Below are 26669 nucleotides of genomic sequence, written 5' to 3' on the forward strand. Positions count from 1 at the left end.
TGTTATTTCTCTTCGAGTAGCGCTTTTACGGGTTTAAAACTTTTGCGATAGCAGTCTAAGATGCCATATTCGGCGATAGCTTCAAAATGTGCTTTTGTAGGGTAACCTTTGTGCCCGGCAAAGTTATATTGTGGGTAGGCCTCATGCAACGAAATCATATCGTTATCTCGCTCTACTTTGGCAATGATTGATGCTGCTGAAATTTCAGCGTGTAGGCTGTCACCTTTCACTACCGCTTCAGAGTCAAAATTCCAAGCTGGGACGCGGTTGCCGTCTACACGCACAAAGTCAGGTTTTACAGGTAAACCTTCCACTGCGCGGATCATAGCGAGCATGGTAGCGTGCAGTATATTAAGCTTGTCAATTTCTTCAGGGCTTGCTCTACCGATATTCCAGTAAAGCGCCTTCTCACGAATCTCTTGAGCAAGGGCTACACGTTTCTTTTCACTCAACTTTTTAGAGTCGGTAAGTCCTTCAATGGGGTTTTCTGGGTCTAGTATAACCGCAGCAGTAACCACATCTCCAACTAAAGGGCCACGCCCTACTTCATCAATACCGGCAATTAACTTATGCAAACAATTCCTCCACGACAGCTTTTGCTGCTGTTTTATCAGCATTGCATTTTAGCGTATGGTGGAGGCTGGTGAAACGGGAAATAAGCGCTGAATTATCACTTTCGAAGAAGTTAAGTAACTGATTGCTCATATTCTCTGCGTTTACCTCGTCTTGGAGTAACTCAGGAATAATTGCCTCGTTAGCCAAGAGGTTTGGCAACGTAAAGTAAGGCGCTTTGTACAGGCGCTGCATGATTTTGTAGGTGAGCGGCGCAAGTAAATAAGCGGCTACCATTGGGCGCTTACACAACATAGCTTCTAACGTCGCTGTACCTGATGCGAGCAAGATAACATCGCTTGCTATCATAGCATCACGAGAAGTGCCTTGAGTGACCTGAATGGGTAAGCGTGCTTCAGCATTATCAGCTTCAAGCAAGAGTGCTTTAATTTGCGCAAGGCGATGCTCATTTGCCGCAGGGATAAGAAATTGAATGTCGCTGCGTTTAGCATGAATAGCTTCTATGGTCTTCAGAAACACGGGAAGCAACGTATCCACTTCGCCTCTTCTTGAGCCGGGTAGTACAGCCAATATGGGAGCATTGCTATCTACACCTAATGCCTGCCTTGCCGCATTTTGGTCGGGCTCAATGGCTATAGCGTCAGCCATTGTGTGCCCCACAAAGGTGTAGGGAACGTTATATTTATCGTAAACCTGCTGTTCGAAAGGGAACAACCCCAGTACGCGATTAGCCGCTTTCGCTATCTTGTGAATGCGTTTCTCACGCCACGCCCACACCGTAGGACTTACATAGTGCATGGTTTTGATACCGCGGGCTTTGAGGGCTTTCTCTACTCTCAAATTAAAATCAGGCGCGTCAATACCTACGAAAATATCTGGCGGATTTTGCTCAAAATGAGTAAGAAGCTGCTTTTTAACTTTTAAGATGGCTGGAAGGTGGGATAGGACTTCAACAAGCCCCATAACCGACAAGGTTTCCATATCGAATAGACTATGGAAACCCGCTTTTATCATGTTTGGACCACCAATACCTTCGATAATAGCATCTGGGTATTGGCGTTTTAACTCGGCAACCATTCCAGCGGCAAGGATATCACCAGAGGGCTCTCCGGCAACCATGCCGATACGAATTGGTTTAGACATAATTAGCGAATAATGCCTCGCTTGGAGTCTTGTAAGAATTGAACCATTAGCGCCACACCATCAAACTTTTGTGCTGGTTCAGCAAGCTTGTCCACTGCTTCGTCAATAGTATTACCTTCACGATAAATCGCTTTATAGGCGCGCTTGATTTCAAGCACTTCTTCTTTTGAGAAACCACGGCGTTTCAAGCCTTCAGAGTTGATCCCCTGAGGAATATTCTTCTGACCACTCACCATAACAAAAGGCGGGACGTCACGCAGAATAATACCGCCTGCCCCTAAAAATGCATGGGCGCCGATTTTACAGAACTGATGAATGCCTGTAGCGCCGCCAATAATAACGAAATCATCAATATGAACATGGCCAGCCACAGCCACATTGTTGGCAATTATGATGTCATCGCCAAGAACGCAGTCGTGGGCAACGTGTGCATTAGCCATAAATAGACCACGAGAACCGATAATCGTTATGCCGTTGTCTTGGACTGTGCCACGGTGAACGGTAACCCCTTCTCTAAACTCGTTATCATCACCAATAACTAATTCGGTAGGCTCACCCGCATATTTTTTATCTTGGCAGTCTTCACCAATTGAAGAAAACTGATAAAACTTGTTGTTTTTACCGATACGCGTCGGGCCGCGTACCACCACATGTGATTTCAGAATACAGCCGTCGCCTATGGTGACGTTGTCGTCTACCACACAAAATGGACCTATGGTGACATTTTCACCAATCGTTGCACTTTCTGAAATTACCGCAGTAGGATGGATCACGTTACGCTATCTCTCTCATCGCACACATAAACTCTGCACTACAAGCAATATCGCCATCGACACTTGCAGTACCTTTAAATTTCCAAATCCCTCTGCGCTCTTTTACCAGAGCAACATCAAACTCAAGCTTATCACCCGGAACAACTGGACGTTTAAAGCGTGCGTTATCAATCCCTGCATACAAGTATAACTTATCATTGTTGCCCATGGTCTTAAAACCTAAAACACCGGCAGCTTGCGCCATGGCTTCTAGAATTAAAACACCCGGAAAAATTGGCTGTCCAGGGAAATGCCCCATGAAACATGGCTCATTGATCGTAATATTTTTGTAAGCCTTTACAGACTCACCCAGAACATAATCAGTAACACGATCAACAAGTAGGAAAGGATATCTGTGTGGTAGCAGTTCCAATATTTCCTGGATTTCGATGGTATTTAGTGAATTGGCCAAAAACTTTCTCCTGTATACAAGCATGACCTTTAGCTATTTCATACCAATACAGATGATACATTGGTATTTGGGTCAAACTCGCCGTAAAAACTAAAAACGGCGGCAACCATACGCTGTTAAACGCGAAAAACAAATCAGACCAACACCTTTAGAGGGGTTGGTCTGACAAATTTTATAACTGACCAGCGCCTGCTGAACTTTGATGAACAGCGAAGGCCGACACGTCTTAAGTTAATTAGTTAGTTTTGCTTACTTGCTGAAGTACCTGCTCAGATAAGTCGTGCTCTTCTTTAGCAAAAGCAACTGCACCCGCATTAAGTACTAAGTCGTAACCTTGCTTTGATGCAACAGAGTCGATAGCTTGCTTGATAAGGCCAAGCAGTTTGTTACGCTCTTCGTTGCTACGACGCTGAATGTTTTGTTGTAAAGGCTGACCTTTCTTAGATAGCTCTTCACGAACTGACAAGATTTTTTGTTCTAGTTCTTTCTTCTCGGTATCGCTCATTGTAGCTGCATCACGCTGAAGACGCTCTGCGTAGAACTGACCGTCACGCTGCAGCTGATTCACTTCTTCAAGCTGGTCTTTAAACTCAGCTTGAATAGCATTTTGAATCTCAGCCGCTTGAGGCATCGCTTGAAAAATACCTTGCACATCAACAACAGCCACTTTCTGTTCTGCCATTACAGATGTACTTACTAAAGCGCTACCCAACATTGCTCCTGCAACGATATGTTTAACCAACTGTTTCAAAGGGAACTCCTTTTGTGAATCTTATTATAGAGCGCGGTTAAAACGCGCTCGTTTTAATGTCTTAGAAAGTTTGACCAATATTGAAAGTGAAGAATCTAGCATCATCACCATCACGTTGCTGTATCGCTTTCGAGAAGCTAAATACCATCGGCCCCATTGGTGAAATCCACTGGACCGATATACCTGCCGAACTACGATACAGACTCCAGTCAGAATAGTCCAATAGCTCACCATTTTGAGTAGATGCTATATCAAACTGACGGTAGTAGTCATAATCAAACTCAGTATCCCATACGTTACCCACATCCACAAACAAACTTGTGCGAACAGAGTTATCCATTTCTTCTTCAACAAACGGCGTAGGCACGATTAGCTCAATACCACCGAGTGCCATAGCGTTACCACCTAGGCTTCGCGTCGACCAAGAAAGTGCAGCGTCAGCTGGGTCCGCCGGGAATACTTCCCCATCAGGACCAGAAATGGTGCCAGTGTTACCGAGGAAAATACCTCGAGGACCAACCGTATTATTCTCAAATCCACGCAGTGAATCTGAACCACCTGCGGTAAAGTTCTCAGTGAACGGCAATATTTGTTCGTTGCCATCGATATCACCGTAACCGTTACCGTATCCGAGACGAATTCGTGTTAGGAACGACCAGCGTTGATCACGTGATAATGGGAAATACCATTTACCATCGAATACAGTTTTAAAGTAGTTAACGTCAGAGTTTGGCGTAGTAATGCTAAAGGATGCACGTTGAGACGAGCCCGCCGTTGGGAATAGACCACGGTTTAGCGTGCTTCTACTCCAGCTTACGCTAGCAAGATAGCTATCGTATTTAATAGCCGCATCCGGATCTTCGCCATTGGTAAACTGGTTATAGAACTGCTCTGTTTGCTCATAATAACCACGGTTAAATAGCTCTACATTGCTATAGGTTAAACCGAAGTTGATACGATTAAATTCGTTAATTGGATAACCAATGTTCGCACCAATTGACCAACGTTTTGAGTTGTACTGGATTACGTTAAAGTCAGAGCCGTCGAACTCGCTATAACCAATGCTTCCACCCAAACTGATACCGTCAATGGTGAAGTAAGGATCGTTATAGGTGATTTGCGCACTGCGCTGATACGAAACCGTACTTAGGTTAAGGCCAACACGTTTACCTGTACCCAAGAAATTATCTTGTTGGATACCCGCCTGTAAGCTTAACTTGGTTCTGTCACCGTAACCGATACCTGCGTTAAACGAGCCCGAAGGCTGCTCTTTAACATTATAGTTAACATCAACCTTATCTTCAGAGCCTGGAATACGTACAGTTTCAAACTCTACTTCTTCCATGTAGGTAAGACGAGAAAGCTGATTTTTTGAAGACTCTAGCAAATTATTAGATAACCAGGTGCCTTCCATCTGACTTACGTTTTGACGAAGTACACTGTCGGCGGTTACCACGTTACCGTTAAACTTAATACGGTTAACATAAATACGCTTACCCGGGTCTACAGATAGCGTCAGCTTAACCGTTTTATCTTCGTCATTAATTTCAGGTACTGTGGTTACCGTTGGATAAGCATAGCCGAAGCGACCTAGGTATTTACTAATAAACTCTTCTGTGTAGGTGACTTCCGCTTGGTTGTATAGCTCGCCTTCTGTTAGCGGCAGTACGCGCTCGATGTATTCTTCATGGCCAAGTACATCACCTACGAGTTCTACTTCAGAAATGGTGTATTGCTCACCTTCTGATACGTTCATAGCAATGTAGATACCGGACTTTTCAGGGGTCATCGACACTTGAGTAGAGTCAACATTAAATCGTAGGTAACCACGATTTAAATAGTGGTTACGCAAGGTTTCCATGTCACCTTGTAACGTTTGTTGCTGATAGCGAGTCTCTGATAGAAAGTCCCACCAAGGCGTATCGTATTGTAGCTCAAACGCTTCCATCAGCTCTTCGTCTGAGAAAATTTCGTTACCTACAATATTAATTTGCTCGATTTCAGCGGCATCGCCTTCTTCAAAAAGTAGCTTCAAATCGACACGGTTACGCGGTAACGGCGTAATAATAGCCGTTACGTCAGCATTGTACTTACCTATGCTGTAAAAGAAGTCTTTAAGGCCATTCTCAATAGAGGTTAGTACGGTCTTATCAAGTGGCTCACCGATGCGAACACCATTGCCATCCAAACTTTCTTGAAGCTGCTCATCTTTAATATCATCATTGCCGTCAAAAATAATATTACTGATGGTTGGGCGCTCCGCCACACGAACCACAAGGGTATTGCCGTCGCGAAGAATTTCTACATTTTCAAAGTGAGTTGAAGAGTAAAGCGAGCGAATAAGCTGCGTTACCCTGAATGTATTAAGCTCGTCGCCAACTTGAACGGGCAAGTAGGTTAAGGCTGCACCAAGTGCAACACGTTGCAAACCCTCTACGCGAATGTCTTCAACAACAAATTCACTGTCTTGCGCCGCAGCATTGGCAAAGCTAGCACTGGAAAAAATGGCTCCGGCTGCTACTAACTGTTTTAACTTCATCTATTTTTCTTTTCCTGGCCGCGTTTTGTATTAGCTGTTTTGTACTTCCTGATTTGTATCAGGTTATGCGAGCGATATCGTTAAAAATTGCGATACCCATGATCATAAACAGAAGCACGCCACCTATTCTGTAACCCCATTCTTGCACCGCTTCAGGCACAGGCTTACCAGTGATCCACTCCACAATGAAAAACATGAGGTGGCCACCGTCAAGCATGGGCAAGGGTAATAAATTTATTATGCCTAAATTTACGCTTATTAAGGCAAGAAAACTCAAAAAGTACGCAAGTCCATACCCAGCACTTGTTCCCGCACCTTGAGCAATTGAGATAGGACCGCTCAAATTCTTCACCGAGACATCGCCGGTGATAAGCTTTCCTATCATTTCGACACTCAGTGTCATTAGACGCCACGTTTTGTCTAGCGCCTTCCCAATAGCCTCTATAATGCCATATTGATGAGTAAACACATACCCTTCAGGCCAAGGCTCGAATGTTGGGCTCACACCTAAATAACCACTTTGCCCTTGTGGTGTATCGCGGCGCGCTATCGTGGCATTTAACGTTAGTTGCTGTCCATCCCTTTGTATATCAAGAGAGATACTTTCACCGGGGCTTTCAACAATAACGTCAACCAAACCTTCCCACGACGTCAATTTAGCGCCATTTAGTGCGACAAGTTCATCACCGGGTTTCAACCCTGCTTCCTGCGCCGCACTTCCCTCACCAACAAACCCAACAGTTAACGTTGCATCCGGTCGGTATGGGGTTATGCCTAAGCTGCTTAATGGAGACTCACTATCTGGGTCAAAGTTCCAAGAACCCAGTGTAAATGTCAGTTCTTTTTCGACATTTGATGCATTTTTAACCGTAACAGTGGTTTTTTCTGACCCTATGTTAGAGACAACTTCTAAATTAACCGCTTCCCAGTCCGGTGTAATTCTGTCGCCGACCTTAATGATTTCATCACCAGGTTGAACGCCTGCTACAGCTGCAACACTTTGTGGCTCGACAGCTTTAACAACAGGTTTAACGGTTTCTAAACCGACAAGGTACATTAGCCAAAGAGCAAAAAATGCAAATATGAAGTTTACGCCAGGGCCCGCTGCAATTACCGCCATGCGCTGCAATACAGGTTTTTTATTGAAGGCTTTATCTTCTAACTCAGGCGGTACGTCATCAATACGCCCATCGAGCATGCGAACGTAACCACCAAGGGGAATCATAGCGATAACATATTCTGTACCGGACTTACTTAACTTTCGCCAAATTGGCTTGCCAAATCCAATTGAGAAACGCTCTACCTGTACACCGCATTTGCGAGCAACGTAAAAGTGCCCCCATTCATGTACGGCTACCAAAATACCTAAGGCGACAATGAATGCCCCAAGGCTCCATAAAAATGCTAGCACTGAAATTTACCTCGAATAATCTCGTTAGCTTTGGTTCTTGCTAGTGCGTCTTGTTCTAATATTTGTTGAATAGAACTTACCGATACGTGCGGCATAGCATTGAGCGTAGCGTCGTTTACTTTAGCAATATCACAAAATTGAATTTTGCCCTCTAAAAAAGCGTCTACAGCCACTTCATTTGACGCATTGACTCTTGTCGTTGCGCATTGCCCTTCCTTACATGCATCAATAGCCAACTTCAAATTAGGGTAACGCTCAAAACAAGGGGTCTGGAAACTGAAATTAGCCATATCCGAAAAGTCGAGGGGCTTCACACCTGCTTCAATTCGATCTGGGTGAGCCAAACCATATGCAATAGGTGTTCGCATATCTGGGTTACCCATTTGCGCTATTACAGAGCCATCAATGTACTGCACCATAGAATGGATTATGCTTTGTGGATGTATAACAACATCAATATCTTCAGCGCCGGCACCGAATAGCCAACAGGCTTCTATGAACTCTAACCCCTTGTTCATCATAGTTGCCGAATCGATTGTTATTTTTCGGCCCATTGACCAGTTAGGGTGAGTACTGGCCTCATCAATGGTAATTGAAGAAAAGCTACTAAGTGGTCTTTCTCTGAATGGGCCACCAGAACCCGTTAATAAGATTTTGTGGATACCTGATGCAGCAAAGTTACCATATTCGTAATCGTGCGGGAGACACTGGAATATGGCATTGTGTTCGCTGTCAATTGGAAGTATTTCAGCGCCACTTTGGTTTGCAGCTTCGATAAATAAAGCGCCAGACATGACCAAGGCTTCTTTATTCGCAAGCAAAACTCGTTTTCCTGCCTTAACCGCCGCCATTGTAGGCAAAAGGCCTGCTGCCCCTACAATTGCAGCCATGACAGCGTCAACTTCAGGTGCGCTTGATACCTCCTCCAATGCTTTGGTGCCTGAAAGAATTTCAGCATCTACACCGTATTGAGAAGCTAACTCGCAGGCGGCTTTATAGTGAGCATCGTTGGCGATCACTACATAACGGGGCGCGCATTTTTGCGCTTGCTCCATAAGCAGTTCAAGCTGAGAGTTACCAGTAATAGCAAAAACGCGGTATTTGTCTGGGTGGCGATTTATTACGTCGAGTGTATTACAACCAATGGAGCCTGTGGCCCCTAACACTGTTACTGTTTGCATTACGCCATCCAAGTTACATAGCAGAAGGCAAATACTGGAAATGCTGCAGTTAGGCTATCAATTCTATCTAGCACACCACCATGGCCAGGCAGTATTTTACCACTGTCTTTAATGCCAGCGCATCGCTTCAGCATGCTCTCGTTCAAATCACCAAGCGCAGAAACAGCAACGGTTATACCGCCAATTGCAAGGTGTAGCCAAATGCGCGACGGCTCAACCTGATAGTGCAGTGCAGCAAAAGCAATAATAGCGAACGAGGCAGCAATACCGCCTAACAAACCTTCTAAACTTTTACCTGGCGATACGTTAGGGCGTAACTTGTGTCGACCAAATTTAACGCCTACGAAGAATGCGCCTATATCAGCCGCCCAAACGATACCCAATACATAAAAAATCAGCGATGCGCCATAAAATGGATCAACATCATGCAGGCTAGTGCGAAGTGCAACTACCGCTACCCATGTTGGTATAAGCGTAAGTGCGCCAAATAGGGTTCTTACACTGCGACTGTCTTTCCAGAATCGTGAGTATTTCGGATAGGCAAGCACCATAAATAAAGAGGCTATCCACCACAACACAGCGATGGTTAAAATTGCGCGATACAGGCCATGCAATTGGCCCTGATACCAAATGGTGCTGGCATCAACGGTAAGCGATAGAGCAATACATATTGCAAAGGCTCCCGCCATGTAAATAAGTTTTTTAGGACGCTCGCACACGCCTGACATATTCGCCCACTCATAGGCACCAATGCCGACAACACCGGCTATGGCTATTTCAAACCAGAAAATAGGAAGAAAAAGAATAGCGTAGAGCGCCAACGGCGCGAGAATTAATGCAGTTATTATCCGTTGTTTTAGCATAATTTGCCCTTGGCTTTGGTTACCAGGGCTAGCCTGATAATTGCCTGCATGGTATTAACCATCGGCTGTGACTACCTGTTCACCGGTTAGACCGAATCTTCGTTGACGAACATTGAAATCATCTACGGCTAATTGAAACACGTCTTCATTGAAGTCGGGCCATAGTACATCGGTGAAATACAATTCGGCATAAGCACACTGCCACAGTAAGAAATTACTAATTCGGTGCTCGCCACCAGTGCGAATAAGAAGATCTAACTCTGGAAGGTTAGCTGTAGAAATGTGCGAACCAAGAACTTCTTCACTGATGTTATCTACATCAAGCTCGCCGCTTTTCACCTGCGATGCGAGTTGCTTGGCCGCATTTACGATGTCCCATCTACCGCCATAATTTGCTGCGATATTTAAGACCAAATCTTTGTTGTCTTTAGTCATGTCTTCGGCTTTGCGAATTTTTTCGACTAGCTTGGCGTCGAAAGCCTCAACATCACCAATAACCTGCAAGCGTACACCATTTTTGTGTAAGCGTTTTGCTTCACTATTGAGGACGAGATTAAACAACTCCATAAGGACGCTGACTTCTTCCTCAGGACGTTTCCAGTTTTCACTTGAAAACGCGAATAGCGTTAGTGATTCGATACCGTTTTGACGTGCAAAGCGCACAACAGAACGTACAGACTCTACCCCGGCTTTGTGACCGAAGGTACGAATTTTCCCTTTCTTTTGCGCCCATCGACCATTGCCATCCATAATGATTGCAACATGCTTCGGGCCAGCAGACTCTGCTGGCACCTCGGCTTTTTTCGATTTGGCTGCGCTTAAACGCTTTCCAATCATAATACTTACTTATACTTCCATTAGTTCTTTTTCTTTGTCAGCAAGCATGCTGTCAACTTTCTTAATGAAATCGTTAGTAATAGATTGAATGTTCTCTTCCGCTGCGCGGCTCTCATCTTCACTGATTTCTTTTTCTTTTAGAAGATCTTTGATGTCACCGTTAGCGTCGCGACGAATATTGCGGATAGCAACACGACCACCTTCCGCTTCGTTGCGTACAACGCGGATAAGGTCTTTACGACGCTCTTCTGTAAGCGGCGGAAGAGGAATGCGAATTGAACCGCCCGCACTCATTGGGTTCAACCCTAGGTCAGACTGCATAATCGCTTTTTCAACTGCTTGGATAGCGCTTTTATCGAAAACAGTTAACGCTAGAGTACGGCTGTCTTCCGCAACGACGTTAGCGACTTGCTTTAGCGGCGTGTCTACACCGTAATAAGGTACCATGATGCCATCTAGAAGGCTTGGATGCGCACGACCAGTGCGGATTTTGCTGAATTGGCCTTTTAGAGAAACTAGGCTTTTTTCCATGCGCTCTTGCGCATCTAATTCAATTTCATCAATCACGTTTTGTATCCTATTGTTCTTAATTAATCGTTGTCAGCGTGGCAAATGACGGTACCTTCTTTTTCCCCCATCACAACACGCTTAAGGCAACCCGGCTTATTCATGTTGAATACGCGAATTGGTAAGCTGTGATCTCGTGCTAGAGTGAAAGCTGACAAGTCCATTACTTTTAATTCTTTTTCCAGAACTTCCTGGTAAGACAATTGATCATACAATGTCGCTTCAGGATTTTTTACTGGGTCATCACTGTATACGCCGTCTACTTTAGTGGCTTTAAGTACCGCATCGGCTTCAATTTCGATACCCCGTAAGCATGCCGCTGAGTCGGTAGTGAAGAAAGGGTTGCCAGTACCGGCAGAAAAGATAACAACGCGGCCCGACTTAAGAAGGCTAATAGCTTCTGCCCAGTTGTAAGCATCGCACACGCCGTTTAATGGGATAGCAGACATCATACGCGCGTTTACAAATGCACGATGAAGCGCGTCGCGCATAGCTAGGCCGTTCATTACCGTAGCCAACATGCCCATGTGGTCGCCAACAACACGGTTCATTCCCGCTTTTGCTAGGCCTTCGCCACGGAACAAGTTACCACCACCGATAACAAGACCAACTTGAACACCAAGTTCAACCAGCTCTTTTATTTCTTGTGCCATTCTATCTAGCACTTTAGGGTCTATGCCAAAGCCTTCTTCGCCCATTAGGGCTTCACCACTAAGCTTTAACAGAATGCGTCGATATGCTGATTTTGGTGTGATACTCATAGTTTGAATTGTCCTCGTAAACCCGTTTTGTCCTATGTCTTTCAATAAAGCATTGACGTAAAAAACATAGGACAAAGCGCTTTCGTTTGTTTGGCAGGCGCACGCTTGTAACTCGCCTAGCTTCACACTTGCGCACTGCATTAGCAATACTAAAGAAATGCAGCTATAAAAAAGCACCTCCTAAGAGGTGCTTTGTAGTTTATCTAACTATTGCGTAATGCAAAAGATAAACGCTCAATTATTTCTTAGCAGCTTCCATTTGAGCAGCTACTTCAGCAGCGAAGTCTTCAGTCTTCTTCTCGATACCTTCGCCAACTTCGAAACGTACGAAGTTGATTACGTCTGCACTGTTGTTCTTAAGAAGCTCAGCTACAGAGATTGAAGGATCTTTAACGAAAGGCTGACCAGTCAAGCTCACTTCGCCAGTGAACTTCTTCATGCGGCCTGCAACCATTTTCTCAGCAATTTCAGCTGGCTTACCAGACTGAATAGCGATTTCGATTTGGATTTCTTTCTCTTTCTCTACAACTTCAGCCGGAACATTCTCTGGCTTAACAAACTGCGGGCTAGCAGCTGCAACGTGCATTGCTACGTCTTTTGCTAGCTCTTCGTCGCCACCAGTAAGGATAGAGATAACACCAATACGGCCGCCATGTACGTATGCACCTAGCGTGTCGCCTTCAACGTTGATAACGCGACGAGGAGAGATGTTTTCACCGATTTTAGCAACAAGTGCGTCACGAACTTCGCTTACTTTAGAACCGTTAAGTTCTGCATCGTTAAGTGCGTCGATGTCGTTGATGTTGTTAGCCGCTGCTACTTCTAGAAGCTCGTTACCGAACTTAAGGAAACCTTCGTCACGTGCTACGAAGTCAGTTTCACAGTTTAGTTCAAGCATGGTCGCGCGACCACCTTCAACTTTAGTAAGGATAACACCTTCAGCTGCGATACGACCTGCTTTTTTAGCCGCTTTCGCTTGGCCTGATTTACGCATATTTTCAATGGCTAACTCAATGTCACCATCCGTTTCAACCAGGGCTTTTTTACAATCCAGCATACCTGCGCCAGTACGTTCGCGCAGTTCTTTAACTAGTGCTGCAGTCACTGCCATTTTTCAATTCCTCAGCATTAAATATAAATTCGTTAGGTAAAAGGGGCGATATCGCCCCTCTCAATACGTTTCGTATTGTAGTACCGCCATATTATCTAGATATGACAGTAAGCAATCAGAATTACTCTGCCGCTTCTACGAAGTCGTCTTGCTCAGCTTGTACTTCAAGGTTGCTTTCGCGACCTGAGTTGATAGCGTTTGCAGCAGCATCCAAGTAAAGTTGGATAGCGCGGATAGCATCGTCGTTACCAGGGATGATGTAATCAACACCGTCTGGGTTAGAGTTAGTATCAACAACACCAACAACAGGAATACCTAGGTTACGAGCTTCTGTTACAGCAATGTGCTCGTGATCTGCGTCGATAACAAAGATTGCGTCTGGAAGACCGCCCATGTCTTTGATACCGCCAAGGCTGTTTTCAAGCTTGTCCATTTCGCGCTGAAGCATAAGTGCTTCTTTCTTAGTTAGCTTCTCAAACGTACCGTCTTGAGCTTGTTGCTCTAGATCTTTAAGACGCTTGATTGACTGACGTACTGTTTTCCAGTTAGTCAGCATACCACCTAACCAACGCTTGTTTACGTAGTACTGGTCGCACTTAAGAGCGGCATCTTTTACTGCTTCGCCAGCGGCGCGCTTAGTACCAACGAAAAGGATTTTACCTTTCTTAGACGCAACACCTGAAAGGTAGTTAAGTGCGTTGTTGAAAAGTGGAACCGTTTTTTCAAGGTTGATGATATGAACTTTATTACGAGCACCGAAGATGAAAGGCTTCATCTTTGGGTTCCAGTAACGAGTTTGGTGACCGAAATGCACACCTGCTTTCAGCATGTCACGCATAGAAACATTAGCCATTTTATTTTCCTCTTGGGGTTAGGCCTCCATATACCCCTTGTATCGATTCAGGCCAACTTACGTTGAACTGAACACCCCGATACGAAGTGTCGGTATATGTGTGTTTTAATAAAATAAATTTACCCTCTAAAACGGTGCTTGTTGCACATAGCAAAATGAGCTTTCCGTCAGGGCGCGCGCTTTATATCACAATACCACCACAGCCTCAAGTTTTAGCGTTAAAAAGCCAGGCTTTTAAGTATTTTTGCCAACCTTTATTAAAACGACCCACCCCATTGCTATCAGCCTTGGAAATCACCAATTAAAAACCATGAATATCAGCACCTTACTAAGAATGACCTGAATAGTGTTATACTGCGTAAGTAATTTAAATTCTTCACCAAACTAGTTTCAAACGATTTGAGAGGCGCTGTGACAGCTATTATCAAAACCCCAGAAGAAATCGAAAAAATGCGCGTAGCCGGTAAACTGGCTGCCGAAGTACTTACTATGATCGGGCCTTATGTGAAAAAAGGCGTAACCACCGATGAACTGAATACTATTTGTCACGACTATATAGTAAACGAGCAAAAGGCAGTGCCCGCTCCGCTAAACTATGGTCACCCACCATTTCCAAAGTCTATTTGTACTTCGGTGAACCATTGTATATGTCACGGCATTCCTTCTGACAAGAAGCTAAAAGACGGTGACATCATCAATATTGATGTAACTGTTATAAAAGACGGTTATCACGGTGATACTTCGAAGATGTTCGTTGTAGGTAAGCCATCTATTCTTGCCGAGCGCCTTATTCGCGTTACGCAAGAGTGCCTATATAAAGCGATTGAACAAGTGAAGCCGGGTATGCGTCTTGGCGACATTGGTCATATCTGTCAAACCCATGCTGAGGCGCATAACTATTCAATAGTACGTGAATACTGCGGTCACGGCATTGGTGCAAGCTTCCACGAAGAACCGCAAATTGTTCACTATGGAAAGCCAGGTACAGGCGACGTTTTAGAGCCTGGTATGTGCTTTACCATCGAACCTATGGTTAACGCAGGCAAACGTTACTCAAAAGTTTTGCCAGATCAATGGACTGTTGTAACTAAAGACAGAAGTTTAAGTGCCCAATGGGAGCACACTCTTTTAGTTACTGAGACCGGTGTTGAAATTCTAACGCTTCGCGAGGAAGAAAGCTTAGAGCGTGTTATTTCACACGGTTAATTTTTACATTGCGGCTGTTAAGCAAACGGCCGCTTTGTTTCCCCTTTGCCTCATCCAAAACCGCATACAAAATCTTTATTTTTAATTCTCATACGATGCGCCTATTTAACGGGCTACACACCTATAACAAAAAACCATAAATATTCACAATTCAACCTAACTTATGCATAAATTTGCTACTGCGAACTACTATCAATTCATGCTATTGTTCTTAGCGTTTTAATAGAAGTCTATTTCAAAGGTGCATTTTGACGCTGCAATCACTGATAAAGAATATCGACACAATTAACTCTGTTGATGAAATCCCCGTCATTAAATCATGCGTGGAAGCCAGTTACACTTGGATAACAGAGTCTTTCGACGCTACGCCAGTTAATCAGCTCGTTACCGGTCGTGCGCAGTTTGTCGACGCATTACTTTGTCACCTTTGGCAACTTTACGGCTTAGATACCGTGGACGAGCTTTCTCTTTGTGCGGTGGGTGGATACGGTCGCGGCCATTTACAACCCCACTCAGACATCGATTTGCTCATTGTCAGTAAGAAGAAGCTAAAGCCTGAAGTGCAAGAAAAAATTGGCATGTTCATCACCCTTTTATGGGATATCAAGCTAGATGTTGGACAGTCGGTACGCACCATTAAAGAAACGGTTAAACTGGCGAAAGACGATATTACTATTGCGACGAATCTCGTTGAAAGCCGTCTGCTTTGTGGCAGTGAAACTACATTCGACAAACTGTGGGATGAGGTAAACGGTCGCAATTCATGGTCGAGTAAATCTTTCTTCTCGGCTAAATATGACGAGCAAAAGAAGCGCCACGCCAAGTTCAACGGCACTGCTTACAACCTTGAACCAAACATTAAAGAAAATCCAGGATGTTTGCGAGACATTCAATCTATCGGTTGGGTAGCGAAAAAGCACTTTAAAGAGTATGACGGATGGAACTTGGTGGGACACGGTTACTTCACCGAGCAAGAACACAGTGAGTTAATCGCCTGTCGTATGCATCTGTGGAAAATGCGTTGTGCGCTACACTTGGTTGCTGGCAGAAGCGAAAACCGACTGCTTTTCGACTATCAACCCGATGTCGCACACATGATGGGATACGGTGAAGAAGGTAAGGCGTCTGTAGAAAAAATGATGCGTGACTTTTTCCGCACCGTAGCGCGCGTGTCTGAACTGAACCAAATGCTGCTTCAGCGCTTCAAGTACGACATGCTGAATCAAAGCGTGCAAAAAAGCGTAATCATAAACGAAGATTTTGAACTGCTCGACAATATGATTTCGCCACGTCACGAAACCGTATTTTCATCACCAGAGGCAATTTTAGACTTTTTACATTTGGTGGCAAACACGCCAGAAGTAAAAGGCTTAAGTACTATCTGTATTCGACAATTGCGTAACGCGCACCGGGCCTTTGAGGCCGAATATTACGTAGAACGTCCTCTATGCCGCGATAAATTTATGCGATTAATGAAGCAGCCTGAATTTTTCGATTTTGGTTGGGACATTATGCACCAGTACGGTATTTTACAAGCCTACCTTCCAGAATGGGATACCATTGTAGGTATGATGCAATTTGACTTGTTTCATGCCTACACGGTGGACGAACACACTCACCGATTAGTAAAGCATGTAAACTACTTTTTCTCGAAAGAGAACAAAGATTTTCCACGCTGCGGCAGAATTTGTCGAAACCTAGACAAACCCGAAATACTTTACATTGCTGCAATTTTCCACGACATCGCGAAAGGTCGTAATGGCGACCACTCCACCCTAGGCGCGCAAGATGTCGCTAAGTTCTGTGCACAGCACGACGTACCTAGTAAAGATGCAGAACTGATTGCATGGCTTGTAGAAAACCACCTGCTTATGTCAGTGGTTGCCCAACGCCGCGACATTTACGATCCTGATGTAATTAGTGAGTTTGCTGGAGCGGTAAGAAGCCACAACCACCTCAATTTACTTTATACGCTGACCCTTGCCGATATTCGCGCCACCAACGATAACCTTTGGAATGACTGGAAAGCGTCTTTGCTTCGCGAACTGTATTTAATGACGCAAAAAGCGTTAGATAATGGACTACAGTGCCAAGTTACACTCAACGAGCGAGTAACCACTCACAAACACCAGGCAAGACAGATTCTGCAAGAGCGCGCTATAGACCCTATAGCCATTGATGCGCTGTGGGCAAGACTTGATGATGATTACTTTGTTCGCTTTAAGCCTACACAAATTGCATGGCATACCGATGAAATTATTAAAGCCCAAGATGAATGGCTTACGCCAGAACATGATGGCCTCTTAGTAAAGGCTAACGATAACAGCGCTAAAGGCGGCACTGAAGTCTTTGTATATGGCAAAGATAGAAAAGCCCTGTTTGCTCAAGTCGCATCTGTACTAGATAGCCGTAATTGTTCAATTCACGACGCCCACGTTACCGTCACTAAAGATGGCTATGTGTTTGACAGTATGCTTATTCTTGAAAATGACGGCAGTCGTATAAGCTCAGAGTCGCGCATTGCATCTATTGAAAATGCTATTTCTGCACAATTAGAAAAGCCGGGACGCTCTCACGAAAACAAACGAAAGTTACCGCGCCAAATGAAACAATTAGACGTGCCAACCAAGGTTCGTTTTTTCAATATCAACGATGAAGCCACGCTTATCGAGTTAGAAGCCCTAGACGCACCGGGCATTTTAGCTAAAATTGGTCATGCATTCGTTGATACTAATATGACACTAAAGCTTGCAAAAATTGCCACCATTGGCGAGCGAGCCGAAGATATTTTTATCGTCAGCAATGAGGCTGGCATCGCATTAACCCAAGAACAACAGGTAAACCTTAAAAAGCGTATCCTGTTTAAACTCGACCAACTTGAAGATATCACAATACCATGAATGAATTGAAAGCCATTATTGAAGACGCCTTCGAAAATCGCGACAGCATTAGCCCGTCATCAGCACCTGATGAAGTAAGAGATGCGGTAGCGCAAGCTATCGACCTACTTAATAGCGGAAAAGGCCGCGTTGCAGAAAAAATTGCTGGCGAATGGGTAGTACACCAGTGGCTGAAAAAAGCGGTTCTACTTTTCTTCCGCCTTCACAACAATGATGTTATCGAAGGCGCAGAGAGCAAGTTTTATGACAAAGTACCACTTAAGTACACTGACTATACAGCTGAGCAGTTTGCAGCGGATGGCGCTCGTATTGTTCCTCCTGCAGCAGTACGCACAGGTACTTTTGTGGGCAAAAACGCAGTTGTTATGCCTTCTTACGTAAACATTGGTGCATTTGTTGATGAAGGCACTATGGTTGATACGTGGGCTACAGTAGGCTCGTGTGCGCAGATTGGTAAAAATGTTCACCTTTCTGGTGGTGTAGGCATCGGTGGCGTATTAGAGCCACTTCAAGCAAACCCCACCATTATTGAAGACAACTGCTTTATCGGTGCCCGTTCTGAAATCGTAGAAGGTGTTATCGTTGAAGAAGGCTCAGTAATTTCAATGGGCGTTTATATCGGTCAGAGCACGCGTATCTATGACCGTGAGACCGGTGAAGTTCACTACGGCCGTGTTCCAGCGGGCTCTGTAGTCGTTGCGGGTAACCTTCCTAGCGCAGATGGTAAGTACAGCCTATACGCAGCAATCATCGTGAAAAAAGTTGATGCAAAAACCCGCGCTAAAGTAGGTATTAACGCTCTACTTCGCGGCGTTGAGTAATAATTTATGCGTCGTTAGGTAATTAACGACGTTCGCAGATACTAAAAGAGGCGTCTTAGCGCCTCTTTTTATTTTTAACCCATGAGTCATCAACGCTTAAGACAAAAGCTTGTCCTTGATGGTGTTAACCCACTCCACCACGTCTTTTTCTGGCTCTAGGGTTTCAATAGCATCAACTTCTAACATATCAGCAACCGCGTTACCTTGCAGTTCAGCAAGTAATTCTTGGAATTGTTTACCAGCACCACAAAAGCTTTCTCCATAGCTGCTATCACCCAGCGCTGCAACAGCGAACGGCTTGCCCGTTAGCATAGGTGATTCGTCTTTTAAATCTGAAAACACAAACTCTAGGTTAGGTGGAACATCGCCCTGACCTGTCGTTGAGGTAATAATTAACAGTGCGTCAGCATCAGTAAAATCGGCTACTGAAGGGTCGCTTTCCAGTGAGCAATCAACTCCCTGCTCAGCTAAATTTTCTTCCACCTGCTCAGCTACGTGTTGTGCGTTACCGTATACTGTACCCGCAATAATTTTCAATGTTGCCATTTTTACCTCTTAAACCAATGATCGTCGCCCATGTCGACAGGCGGAAAGTATTTCTATCTTATCAAACTAAACGGTTTTAACCTGTTTACGAATTGTTGCATTTCATTGTGCATCTCACCATTAATCGTTATCCATTTACCACTAACAGGATGAGAAAAGCTCATATGGGTACAACTTAAGGCCAAATTATTAAAATTAAAGTGCTGCTTAGCGAATTTGTTTTGCTTCCCATCACCGTGAGTTGTATCGCCAATAATGGGGTGACGAATGTGTACCATGTGTCTTCGAAGCTGGTGCTTACGCCCAGTGCTGGGAGATAGTTTTACTAACGAATATCTAGCACTTTGGTATCTACCTACAGGCTCGGGCACTTCAAACTTTGCGAGCGGCTCATACATGGTGGACGCTGGCTGAGGTGCTTGCTGTGGTCTTTTGTGTTTGTCTGCAATTTTGTCATAACGATATTTAAGGGCATAATCAATAAAGCCGGTATGGTTAACGAAGCCTCTAACCACAGCGTGATACCCCTTAACCACCTGCTTATCCATCATTTGTTGGCCTAGCTTTGCCGCAACTTCTGAGCTAAAACTAAACACCAACACGCCTGATGTTGGCCTATCTAAGCGGTGAGCTGGGTAAACGTGCTGACCTATTTGATCTCGAAGAGTCTGCACCGCAAACACAGTTTCGTGTCTATCAATCGGGCTTCTATGCACTAATAGGCCTGGCGGCTTCTCAATCGCAATAATGTGTTCATCTTGGTACAACACAGGTAAATGAAGAGCGTTAACGCTATCTTCCTCAACACTGTCTTCCTCACCAATGTCTACCTTTCCTATTATTTGCTCATCTGAATGCACAGTTAATTGGCCTTTTAAATCATTCTTCATAGTGCGTTGTGTTTGCTCACCCAATGTTTCCACTGGCAATGTTATCAATTCTTTGTAGCTGAGACAGGGTGCGCTGATTCGCTGATGATAGGTATATTTCTGCTGCAGGCGTAATTTGCATAGGCGGTAGAGACTGTTCCTGTGTCAACAAAACGCGCATTTTTGGAATAAAAATAAAAGCCAACCAACTCTCAAACGCTAAACAGTCGACCGCAAAAGGAACCGCACTTTCCATAGCATTTTTTAGGTCGTGTTCCGCAGGCTCTTCATTTGGCCAAATGCCATCCTGATACATGTCTGTTTCTAATTGTAACAATGCTTTACTTAATGCTATGTGATGAGTGCTATTCGTTTTAATCACATCCTCTTCCCAATTCACAAACGCTTTAATTTTGAAGCGCGCAGTATATCAGGGGCTTAAGGTCAACATAAGTCTGCGTGTCTTATCGTTGAAATTCTTCTGCTGTGATACCATTAACGAGGTTTGCTGATGGCACAGAGCAAATATAAGTACACCTTAAATGCGGTTGATCTTTACTGAACATCGACGGCCGACGGGCCTAGCAACATTTAATTAAAGCAGTATTTTGGAACGAGTTATGAGCGCTAACAGTATCAATTCTATCAGTGAGTTTTTGTTACACGCAGGCACTGAATATCATGTTTTTGATTTAGGTCGACGTATTGAACCCACAGATAATCAAACGTTTCTAGAAATAGAAAGTGGCAGTGCTTACGCGCCCTACCCTCGTCAACAACATGCGTGGTTCGGTATTGTTTTTTGGAACAAAAATGCATCTTCGCAACACTATATTTGGTTTATAAAGCTGCCACTTGATGAGCAAGGCTTGGTCGTTGCCGCTGCTAGAAATCATTTTCTAGAAATTATTGTGGATGCATTAGGGAAGTCGATTGCAGAAGATACCGAAAATGCACAGCAATTGCCCGACAACCCTTACTCCTTCGTTCCGAACCAATCGCAACTTGCTCAGTTTAATGCGCTAGTCAAAAGCACCTTAAACCACCCCTTAAGCGAAGAAGCGCAGAAAGTTGAAGCTTACATCCAAGCCCCGCAGCTTGTGGATTGGCAACAAATATCTATGCAAAGCGTGGCAGATTTTATACATGGTTTCAGCAGGCACGCAAAGCGAGACGTGTTAGAAGAAGCAATTAAAGCCAATGTAGCACTTTACTCAGATGTGTTTGTTAATACGCTTATGGAAACAAGCGAGAGCGTTTCTTTGTCAGAAAACTTATTGGCGATGTATTTGAGCAAAATTGATGATGGCGACGACATCAATCTAGCGGCTTTGAGAGGCACGTCAGAAGGAAACTTCAACCCAGCGGTAAATAGTAAGCTACTAGACTTATTGAAGAATGAAAAAACGCAGCGCCTCGATATTTTAAGTGTTATTGCGGCACGGCATTTCGAGCAAATGGAACCGCTATTGCTGAGCATCTTTTTAGAACAAGCTGCAAAAGTTGATGAAAAAGAAGGTCATCAGGGTGCCTTATTTGCTGGTTTCTTTTCTGATTTAGTCCAAATCCCGAAGTTGCGTAGACAAGTACTTACGCTGCTGCACTCGGATGCTAACTCGGATGATATTCTCAGCAAGGCATTTCAGCGATTATTTGCGCAGGCGAGAAAGTAGATGACGTTACTTGAATTAGTCATATGGTTAACGATTGGTTTTACCGGCTATCAATTTTGGCGTATTCGGGCTATTTCAGAACGAACAAACGCTTATCTAAAGCAATATTGCGATAAGCATGGTTTGCAGCTGTTAAGTGTGGCTAGGGCCAAAACTCGGTTCTCATTTAAGTTTGGCAAACCGGACTGGCACAGCTTATTTAATTTTGAGTTTTCAAGTAATGGTGAAGACAGGTATACCGGCGAAGTCGAGTTGATAGGCGTGAGAGTTATGCGAACCGAGGTGCCGCCGCATAGGGTGTAAATGCTTACGCCCGGGGTTTTACAGGCTTTTTAGTACAAAGAAATAATTCTGAGAAAGCTGAAAATTAGGTTCCCCAAAACCACCAAAAAAAAGGGGAACCTGACGGCTCCCCTTTTTCCTGGAATTTTGAGTATCCTTCTCCGCGATCCTTTGCGACTAAAATCTTCCCGATTAAAATCCGTATACACCCCTTTCCATCTACTCTCGCGACTTCCTGTGCGAGCTACACTTCCATGCGTAGGTCCCTTTCCTTTTTTCCTTTATTACTGCACATCCTTCATGCAGTGTTCCTCATCCTGAGGCTGTCCTTGTCAGTCTCCGCTGACCTTCCCTTCCTTCGTCCTTTGTTCGCTGCACATCCTGCTACAGCTTTGCTAATCCTTCAGCATGTCCCTCTTTCATCCTTGGTTTGCTCGTCCATGCAAACTAGAAATTCCTTAAAGGCCGCCTTGCCCTTGGCTCCTTGCCACTAGCTCCCTGCTAGCTTTGTCCTTATCCATGCTACGTCCTGTCTGTGACATTCCTATCACACGTACCGTCCATGAAATCCGTTCGTTCCCTTCAGTCCTTTGTCACTTCCTTGTTTCGCAATTCCCTACTGCGTCCCTTCCTTTTACTCACAACCTTATGAGAATCTCTTCCTTAAGTTGTCCTAATTCATTCCTTTAATGAATTCCTGACTCAATCCGTGACTCGTCGTGTTTCCTTGTGACATGTTCATAGTATCCCTTCCAAATATTACCGCCATATTGAATTACAGAGATTTAAGAAAAGTTTTTGTACGACTTTTGGCTAACAAGAAAAAATCCTTAAAAAACAAAGGTCGTATACTTTAGTATGACTAATTCTTTCAGAATTTAGGTAAGATCACTCACAGCATTTGTAGGACATGTCTTACAAGCGCTGTAGTAAATTTGGCGTAAAGATTGGAACTGTTTTTGGCGATGTTCTGATAGGTACATTTTTTTGAATAAAAAAGCGTCACTTCTGTCTGAACATGACTTCCCCCTGAACATGGGAAAGGCTTAGTTGTCCGACAACCTGATAGTTATCATCGTTAAAAAAAGTACGATGTTTATCTACAGTCACAAATACCGAAACGCCTTCGCTTTTGTCGTCTTCTTCGACAACACTATCGATGGCGCCTAGCAATATATGCCCGAGACCGTGGTGTTGATAATCAGGATGCACCGCAATGAAACTCAGCATATGGAAATTATCTGCAGGTACTAGCGCTCTTACTTTCTCTTCTTTTTCCAGCATTTGTTTGGTGCCGAACAAACCTGCGGTTAGCAGCATTCTCAATCGCCAGTGCCAGTAACGCCCTGCACCAAAAGCCGCATCCGGTGCGGTAAGGCATGCCACCGCAATCAATCTATCGTCGTCAAATAAACCAATCATGGGCTGCTCTGCTACCCAAAATGCGTTAAGTTCCTCGCGAATGGCTGACCGAAGGCGACTTTCATAACCTTCTTTTTCCGCCTGAAAGATATCTATGAATAGGGGGTCATCTACATACGCATTGTAAAGTATAGACGCGGCAACTTTGAGATCGTCGACTGAAAGGTAAATCGCTTTGACAGTGTCTTGCAAGGGGGCCAACGCGTTGTTGTGGGCATCGGTGTTCATAGGGGCTCCATGTACGCAAAGCTGTTTAGTTACTCATACCTAGTACGGTAAAATAAGAAAAAGTGGGCAGTGGGGCACTCGCTTTATTTCCGCGCCCCACACACCCTGTCTAAACTTTAGCCTACTTGAAAACCCCTATCATGTTAACTTTTAATTAACATTTAGCTTTTTGACAAATTATCCATCGCTATACATTTGCCAGATCACACATTAAATTAATTCATCAGGCTGTATGCGCTATCGCCCCACCCTACTAAGCTGCTATTTCTAAAAACAAGAGGCGTACACTCATCTTTCGTCGTTATACCATCGCCCATTGTTTTTTGGGTGCGGTAATACAGTACGCGATATGTACCGTCTTGCTTTTCAAACAATTCGTTAAAGTCTGCAACGCCCATTTTTCTTAAAACACTTTCATAGCTCGTGCCCGTCTCAAGATTTGCGATATGTTTGCGATTATTAAACTCTCTATCTTCCCAATCAGCGCCATAGTGGCTATCTGACCCGCCCCCTACAGATACGACACAGCCAGAAAGCAAAACAGAAGATGCTAAAGCTACAGAAAGAAGAACCGTTTTCATGTGAATTCCTTAAATATGTGTGTTGTTTTTTATTTTTAAATTAAGAGCCTGATGGCCTTTCAGTTGCAAACCTTACAAATGCAAACATTGTCGATACATATAACCATGCAGAGTATTACGCCTACTATGTGAATCGACACTGAATGCAATGCACTGTCTATGTTTCATCCACTTAATGGTGTAAACAAACGTGATTCAAAACTAAGTAAACAAGAATAGTACCAAAAGCATATCCTTTTGATTTTTATAAACTTTATTTACCACTCAACTTTTTCACATTTGAAAAATAGTGAAATCAGCAACTTATTAGTGAAATTGACTATGTGAACAAGCTACACTAGCTATATTCGCGATTTAAAAACTCTTTACTCTTATGTCAAATTCGAACTTGCAGCAGCTTCACGTTTTATGTCTTCAAATGTATCAGGAAGGCAAAACGCCAACGGTAGGCATTTTAAGGTCTAAAGCCCCATTTAAAGTGTCAGTAACAGAAGCTATTGAAGCAATTAAACGATTCAATGCACATAAGCCTCAGCTTGACGCCACCGGCAAAGAAGCCCAATCTGCACAAAGTACTTCGTTAAATACACATCGACCAGACAGCCTTCAAGCGCGTGTGGAAACATTAGAAAAGGAAGTCGCTGAATTAAAACAGGCACTACTTAAATTGATGGATGCTCAGTAAACACTAATGCGAACAAAGAAAGTAATGACTGTTTGTAGGTAGGTTATATAAAGGCGCTATTTTCAAGCACGAGGAGTAAGTTGCTCAAGAAATACGGCTAGAGACGGGGCAAGTATTTTAGCAGGCTCTCTTCCTACTTGTTCTAATGCCACTTCACCGCTTTCGTTGACAACCGTTAATATAAAATCCTCTTCGTCTGTTAACCCGAAAAACAACGTAGGTGCTTGTTTGAGCCTTTGCTTCATTAACAAGTGGCCGATTAAATTCTGTTGTAGCCTTTCAAAGTCTTCGCTATTAAACACTTGAAGCAATTCGCAGTTACCTTGAGGTGCCACTGCCTTTAAATTGTCACTGTAATAACGAGTGAAAAACTGACAATAATCTGGGTTGAGCGTTAAGGTCAGTGCTTCTTCAACATTATCGAAAGAGTGTGGAGGAGATTGCAGCACGGGAGTCCAACTGACGAGCTCACCGTCATTCGCACTATTTTTATAGCAAGGCGATGGCCACTCTCTGTCAAATGCGATTTCTAATCCCTTACCTTCAGCTTGCTCGACATAAGATGATACAAATTTATCTAATTGTGCAGGAATTGTTAGAGCCATTTTGACGTTACCCTCGTATTTTTGGGGTACACTATACAACTAAACAGTTAAGTCAATACTCGGCTTGCTTAGGCTGTACTGCTAGTTCATAACGTACCCTTGTAAAATAACGCTGTAGCAGCACACCGGTTAGCACTTTAAGTAGATAGATGAAAGGTTCTTATGTCGACTGACAATTCGCCTCAAAAAATTATTATCTCCGCACCTGATGACCTATCTCTGGGCAAACAGGTTGACTATGAATTTGAATACAACCCAAGCTTATTGCAAGGGGTACCTCGCAGTTTAAGCCGAGATACGTTATCCCTTAACGATTCTGAATTACCGTTTGACGGAATAGACACTTGGACGGGATATGAACTTTCTTGGCTTAACGAAAAAGGAAAGCCTAATGTGGCAATTTTGGAGTGTCACGTTCCAATTACTTCCCCAAACCTTATTGAATCAAAATCGTTCAAGCTATATTTGAACAGTTTCAACCAATCAAAGCTTGCTTCACCAGAAGAGGTTCAAAAAGTTCTTCAAGCTGATTTATCTAAATGTGCAGGGGAGCAGGTTCAGGTAAAACTCATTCTTCCTCAACAGTTTACCGCATTGCAGTTTAAGGAATTCGAGGGAATTTTATTAGATAACCTTGATGTGGAAATCGAGCAATACTCACCTAACACACAATATTTAGCGGTTACCGAGAATAATGTCGATACCAAGGAGACTTTGGTTTCTCATTTACTTAAATCTAATTGTTTAATCACAAGTCAGCCAGATTGGGCTAGTATTCAGATTAGATATGAAGGAAAAGCCATTGATCGCGAAGGGCTTTTAAAATATCTGATTAGCTTTAGGCAGCACAATGAATTTCATGAACAATGCGTTGAGCGTATTTACAATGATATTATGCAGCATTGTAAGCCCGCTAAATTAACAGTGTGTGCCCGTTATACCCGACGTGGGGGGTTAGACATCAACCCATTCCGTTCGAATTTCGAAGCACCTTATGCTAACCATCGTCAGGCGCGTCAGTAATACAGCGATGAAGC

Annotated in this window: 27 protein-coding genes; 7 read left to right on the forward strand and 20 right to left on the reverse strand. The window is 43.8% G+C overall.

The genetic code is table 11. The features are described from left to right. Positions 1–2: 2 nt before the first annotated feature. The 14 genes from rnhB to rpsB form a co-directional block, all read right to left on the reverse strand. The gene (gene rnhB, locus ACXACS_RS16975) at positions 3–575 is read right to left on the reverse strand and encodes a ribonuclease HII (RefSeq protein ID WP_474808317.1); all 573 of its coding nucleotides are present in this window, start codon (positions 573–575) and stop codon (positions 3–5) included. After that, positions 568–1716 (reverse strand): lipid-A-disaccharide synthase, encoded by a 1149-nt coding sequence (lpxB, locus tag ACXACS_RS16980; RefSeq protein ID WP_474808319.1) that lies wholly within the window; start codon positions 1714–1716, stop codon positions 568–570. The genes rnhB and lpxB overlap by 8 nt, the downstream gene beginning before the upstream one ends. A gap of 2 nt (positions 1717–1718) precedes the next feature. Further along, on the reverse strand, positions 1719–2489 hold the full coding sequence (lpxA, locus tag ACXACS_RS16985; protein ID WP_269915916.1) for an acyl-ACP--UDP-N-acetylglucosamine O-acyltransferase: 771 nt from the start codon (positions 2487–2489) through the stop codon (positions 1719–1721). Between the two features lies 1 nt (position 2490). Beyond that, positions 2491–2940: a 3-hydroxyacyl-ACP dehydratase FabZ gene (gene fabZ, locus ACXACS_RS16990; RefSeq protein ID WP_118490056.1), complete on the reverse strand. Its 450-nt coding sequence runs from the start codon at positions 2938–2940 to the stop codon at positions 2491–2493. Positions 2941–3175: 235 nt separating this feature from the next. Beyond that, on the reverse strand, positions 3176–3691 hold the full coding sequence (locus ACXACS_RS16995) for an OmpH family outer membrane protein (RefSeq protein ID WP_474808322.1): 516 nt from the start codon (positions 3689–3691) through the stop codon (positions 3176–3178). Between the two features lie 61 nt (positions 3692–3752). Then, positions 3753–6230 carry an outer membrane protein assembly factor BamA gene (gene bamA / locus ACXACS_RS17000; RefSeq protein ID WP_474808324.1) on the reverse strand — a complete coding sequence of 826 codons (2478 nt, stop codon included), beginning with the start codon at positions 6228–6230 and terminating at the stop codon, positions 3753–3755. 58 nt (positions 6231–6288) lie between these two features. Continuing rightward, positions 6289–7641 (reverse strand): sigma E protease regulator RseP, encoded by a 1353-nt coding sequence (rseP, locus tag ACXACS_RS17005; RefSeq protein ID WP_474808326.1) that lies wholly within the window; start codon positions 7639–7641, stop codon positions 6289–6291. Then, positions 7635–8822: a 1-deoxy-D-xylulose-5-phosphate reductoisomerase gene (ispC, locus tag ACXACS_RS17010; RefSeq protein WP_474808328.1), complete on the reverse strand. Its 1188-nt coding sequence runs from the start codon at positions 8820–8822 to the stop codon at positions 7635–7637. The genes rseP and ispC overlap by 7 nt, the downstream gene beginning before the upstream one ends. Then, a complete protein-coding gene (locus ACXACS_RS17015) occupies positions 8822–9685 on the reverse strand; it encodes a phosphatidate cytidylyltransferase (protein WP_474808330.1) in 864 nt (287 codons plus the stop codon). Before ACXACS_RS17015 ends, ispC begins: the two co-directional genes overlap by 1 nt. A 54-nt stretch (positions 9686–9739) precedes the next feature. Continuing rightward, positions 9740–10522: a polyprenyl diphosphate synthase gene (gene uppS / locus ACXACS_RS17020; RefSeq protein ID WP_474808332.1), complete on the reverse strand. Its 783-nt coding sequence runs from the start codon at positions 10520–10522 to the stop codon at positions 9740–9742. Between the two features lie 9 nt (positions 10523–10531). After that, positions 10532–11089 carry a ribosome recycling factor gene (gene frr / locus ACXACS_RS17025; RefSeq protein ID WP_014948555.1) on the reverse strand — a complete coding sequence of 186 codons (558 nt, stop codon included), beginning with the start codon at positions 11087–11089 and terminating at the stop codon, positions 10532–10534. A gap of 23 nt (positions 11090–11112) precedes the next feature. Next, positions 11113–11850: a UMP kinase gene (gene pyrH / locus ACXACS_RS17030; RefSeq protein WP_069943865.1), complete on the reverse strand. Its 738-nt coding sequence runs from the start codon at positions 11848–11850 to the stop codon at positions 11113–11115. 238 nt (positions 11851–12088) lie between these two features. Continuing rightward, on the reverse strand, positions 12089–12961 hold the full coding sequence (gene tsf / locus ACXACS_RS17035; protein ID WP_012517564.1) for a translation elongation factor Ts: 873 nt from the start codon (positions 12959–12961) through the stop codon (positions 12089–12091). 121 nt (positions 12962–13082) lie between these two features. Next, a complete protein-coding gene (gene rpsB / locus ACXACS_RS17040; protein WP_015066407.1) occupies positions 13083–13814 on the reverse strand; it encodes a 30S ribosomal protein S2 in 732 nt (243 codons plus the stop codon). 411 nt (positions 13815–14225) lie between these two features. Here rpsB and map point away from each other — a divergent pair, with 411 nt between their 5' ends. From map to dapD, 3 genes are all read left to right on the forward strand, one after another. After that, positions 14226–15020 carry a type I methionyl aminopeptidase gene (gene map, locus ACXACS_RS17045; protein ID WP_179982597.1) on the forward strand — a complete coding sequence of 265 codons (795 nt, stop codon included), beginning with the start codon at positions 14226–14228 and terminating at the stop codon, positions 15018–15020. Between the two features lie 248 nt (positions 15021–15268). Next, the gene (glnD, locus tag ACXACS_RS17050) at positions 15269–17920 is read left to right on the forward strand and encodes a [protein-PII] uridylyltransferase (RefSeq protein WP_474808336.1); all 2652 of its coding nucleotides are present in this window, start codon (positions 15269–15271) and stop codon (positions 17918–17920) included. Next, positions 17917–18741, forward strand: coding sequence for a 2,3,4,5-tetrahydropyridine-2,6-dicarboxylate N-succinyltransferase (gene dapD, locus ACXACS_RS17055; protein WP_474808338.1), 825 nt, complete (start codon positions 17917–17919; stop codon positions 18739–18741). The genes glnD and dapD overlap by 4 nt, the downstream gene beginning before the upstream one ends. Positions 18742–18837: 96 nt before the next feature. Here the strand turns inward: dapD and ACXACS_RS17060 are convergent, their stop codons facing one another. The 3 genes from ACXACS_RS17060 to ACXACS_RS17070 are packed head-to-tail and all read right to left on the reverse strand — an operon-like array spanning position 18838 to position 20538. Then, positions 18838–19287: a flavodoxin domain-containing protein gene (locus ACXACS_RS17060; protein ID WP_474808340.1), complete on the reverse strand. Its 450-nt coding sequence runs from the start codon at positions 19285–19287 to the stop codon at positions 18838–18840. 53 nt (positions 19288–19340) lie between these two features. Next, positions 19341–20201: a tRNA pseudouridine(65) synthase TruC gene (gene truC / locus ACXACS_RS17065; RefSeq protein WP_474809320.1), complete on the reverse strand. Its 861-nt coding sequence runs from the start codon at positions 20199–20201 to the stop codon at positions 19341–19343. Next, positions 20194–20538, reverse strand: a complete 345-nt coding sequence (locus tag ACXACS_RS17070; RefSeq protein WP_474808342.1) for a YqcC family protein — start codon at positions 20536–20538, stop codon at positions 20194–20196. The genes truC and ACXACS_RS17070 overlap by 8 nt, the downstream gene beginning before the upstream one ends. Positions 20539–20776: 238 nt before the next feature. Between ACXACS_RS17070 and ACXACS_RS17075 the strand changes: the two genes are divergently transcribed. Both ACXACS_RS17075 and ACXACS_RS17080 read left to right on the forward strand, forming a co-directional pair. Beyond that, on the forward strand, positions 20777–21829 hold the full coding sequence (locus ACXACS_RS17075; RefSeq protein ID WP_474808344.1) for a DUF3549 family protein: 1053 nt from the start codon (positions 20777–20779) through the stop codon (positions 21827–21829). Beyond that, the gene (locus ACXACS_RS17080; protein ID WP_474808346.1) at positions 21830–22132 is read left to right on the forward strand and encodes a DUF3301 domain-containing protein; all 303 of its coding nucleotides are present in this window, start codon (positions 21830–21832) and stop codon (positions 22130–22132) included. It abuts the gene before it with no gap. A 981-nt stretch (positions 22133–23113) separates the two neighbouring features. Here ACXACS_RS17080 and ACXACS_RS17085 read toward each other — a convergent pair. Together ACXACS_RS17085 and ACXACS_RS17090 are read right to left on the reverse strand one after the other, a co-directional pair. Further along, positions 23114–23761 carry a GNAT family N-acetyltransferase gene (locus ACXACS_RS17085; protein ID WP_474808347.1) on the reverse strand — a complete coding sequence of 216 codons (648 nt, stop codon included), beginning with the start codon at positions 23759–23761 and terminating at the stop codon, positions 23114–23116. 215 nt (positions 23762–23976) lie between these two features. Then, a complete protein-coding gene (locus ACXACS_RS17090; RefSeq protein WP_474808349.1) occupies positions 23977–24342 on the reverse strand; it encodes a DUF3192 domain-containing protein in 366 nt (121 codons plus the stop codon). Positions 24343–24715: 373 nt separating this feature from the next. Here ACXACS_RS17090 and ACXACS_RS17095 point away from each other — a divergent pair, with 373 nt between their 5' ends. Beyond that, the gene (locus tag ACXACS_RS17095; protein ID WP_474808351.1) at positions 24716–25027 is read left to right on the forward strand and encodes a hypothetical protein; all 312 of its coding nucleotides are present in this window, start codon (positions 24716–24718) and stop codon (positions 25025–25027) included. A gap of 62 nt (positions 25028–25089) precedes the next feature. On the opposite strand, the gene syd is transcribed toward ACXACS_RS17095, so the two are convergent. Further along, complete coding sequence (syd, locus tag ACXACS_RS17100) at positions 25090–25632, reverse strand: SecY-interacting protein (RefSeq protein WP_474808353.1); 543 nt, start codon at positions 25630–25632, stop codon at positions 25090–25092. Between the two features lie 162 nt (positions 25633–25794). On the opposite strand from syd, the gene queF reads away from it, so the two are divergent. Beyond that, on the forward strand, positions 25795–26655 hold the full coding sequence (gene queF, locus ACXACS_RS17105; protein ID WP_474808355.1) for an NADPH-dependent 7-cyano-7-deazaguanine reductase QueF: 861 nt from the start codon (positions 25795–25797) through the stop codon (positions 26653–26655). Positions 26656–26669: the final 14 nt, after the last annotated feature.

The sequence above is a fragment of the Alteromonas sp. AWM4_230 genome (assembly GCF_056158305.1).

What these genes read in the sequence shown, in the direction of transcription:
- lpxB (WP_474808319.1), bottom strand. Translation starts at nt 1,716, where the DNA reads ATGTCTAAACCAATTCGTATCGGCATGGTTGCCGGAGAGCCCTCTGGT.
- bamA (WP_474808324.1), bottom strand. Translation starts at nt 6,230, where the DNA reads ATGAAGTTAAAACAGTTAGTAGCAGCCGGAGCCATTTTTTCCAGTGCT.
- ispC (WP_474808328.1), bottom strand. Translation starts at nt 8,822, where the DNA reads ATGCAAACAGTAACAGTGTTAGGGGCCACAGGCTCCATTGGTTGTAAT.
- ACXACS_RS17015 (WP_474808330.1), bottom strand. Translation starts at nt 9,685, where the DNA reads ATGCTAAAACAACGGATAATAACTGCATTAATTCTCGCGCCGTTGGCG.
- uppS (WP_474808332.1), bottom strand. Translation starts at nt 10,522, where the DNA reads ATGATTGGAAAGCGTTTAAGCGCAGCCAAATCGAAAAAAGCCGAGGTG.
- pyrH (WP_069943865.1), bottom strand. Translation starts at nt 11,850, where the DNA reads ATGAGTATCACACCAAAATCAGCATATCGACGCATTCTGTTAAAGCTT.
- tsf (WP_012517564.1), bottom strand. Translation starts at nt 12,961, where the DNA reads ATGGCAGTGACTGCAGCACTAGTTAAAGAACTGCGCGAACGTACTGGC.
- rpsB (WP_015066407.1), bottom strand. Translation starts at nt 13,814, where the DNA reads ATGGCTAATGTTTCTATGCGTGACATGCTGAAAGCAGGTGTGCATTTC.
- dapD (WP_474808338.1), top strand. Translation starts at nt 17,917, where the DNA reads ATGAATGAATTGAAAGCCATTATTGAAGACGCCTTCGAAAATCGCGAC.
- ACXACS_RS17060 (WP_474808340.1), bottom strand. Translation starts at nt 19,287, where the DNA reads ATGGCAACATTGAAAATTATTGCGGGTACAGTATACGGTAACGCACAA.
- ACXACS_RS17075 (WP_474808344.1), top strand. Translation starts at nt 20,777, where the DNA reads ATGAGCGCTAACAGTATCAATTCTATCAGTGAGTTTTTGTTACACGCA.
- ACXACS_RS17080 (WP_474808346.1), top strand. Translation starts at nt 21,830, where the DNA reads ATGACGTTACTTGAATTAGTCATATGGTTAACGATTGGTTTTACCGGC.
- ACXACS_RS17085 (WP_474808347.1), bottom strand. Translation starts at nt 23,761, where the DNA reads ATGAACACCGATGCCCACAACAACGCGTTGGCCCCCTTGCAAGACACT.
- ACXACS_RS17090 (WP_474808349.1), bottom strand. Translation starts at nt 24,342, where the DNA reads ATGAAAACGGTTCTTCTTTCTGTAGCTTTAGCATCTTCTGTTTTGCTT.
- ACXACS_RS17095 (WP_474808351.1), top strand. Translation starts at nt 24,716, where the DNA reads ATGTCAAATTCGAACTTGCAGCAGCTTCACGTTTTATGTCTTCAAATG.
- syd (WP_474808353.1), bottom strand. Translation starts at nt 25,632, where the DNA reads ATGGCTCTAACAATTCCTGCACAATTAGATAAATTTGTATCATCTTAT.
- queF (WP_474808355.1), top strand. Translation starts at nt 25,795, where the DNA reads ATGTCGACTGACAATTCGCCTCAAAAAATTATTATCTCCGCACCTGAT.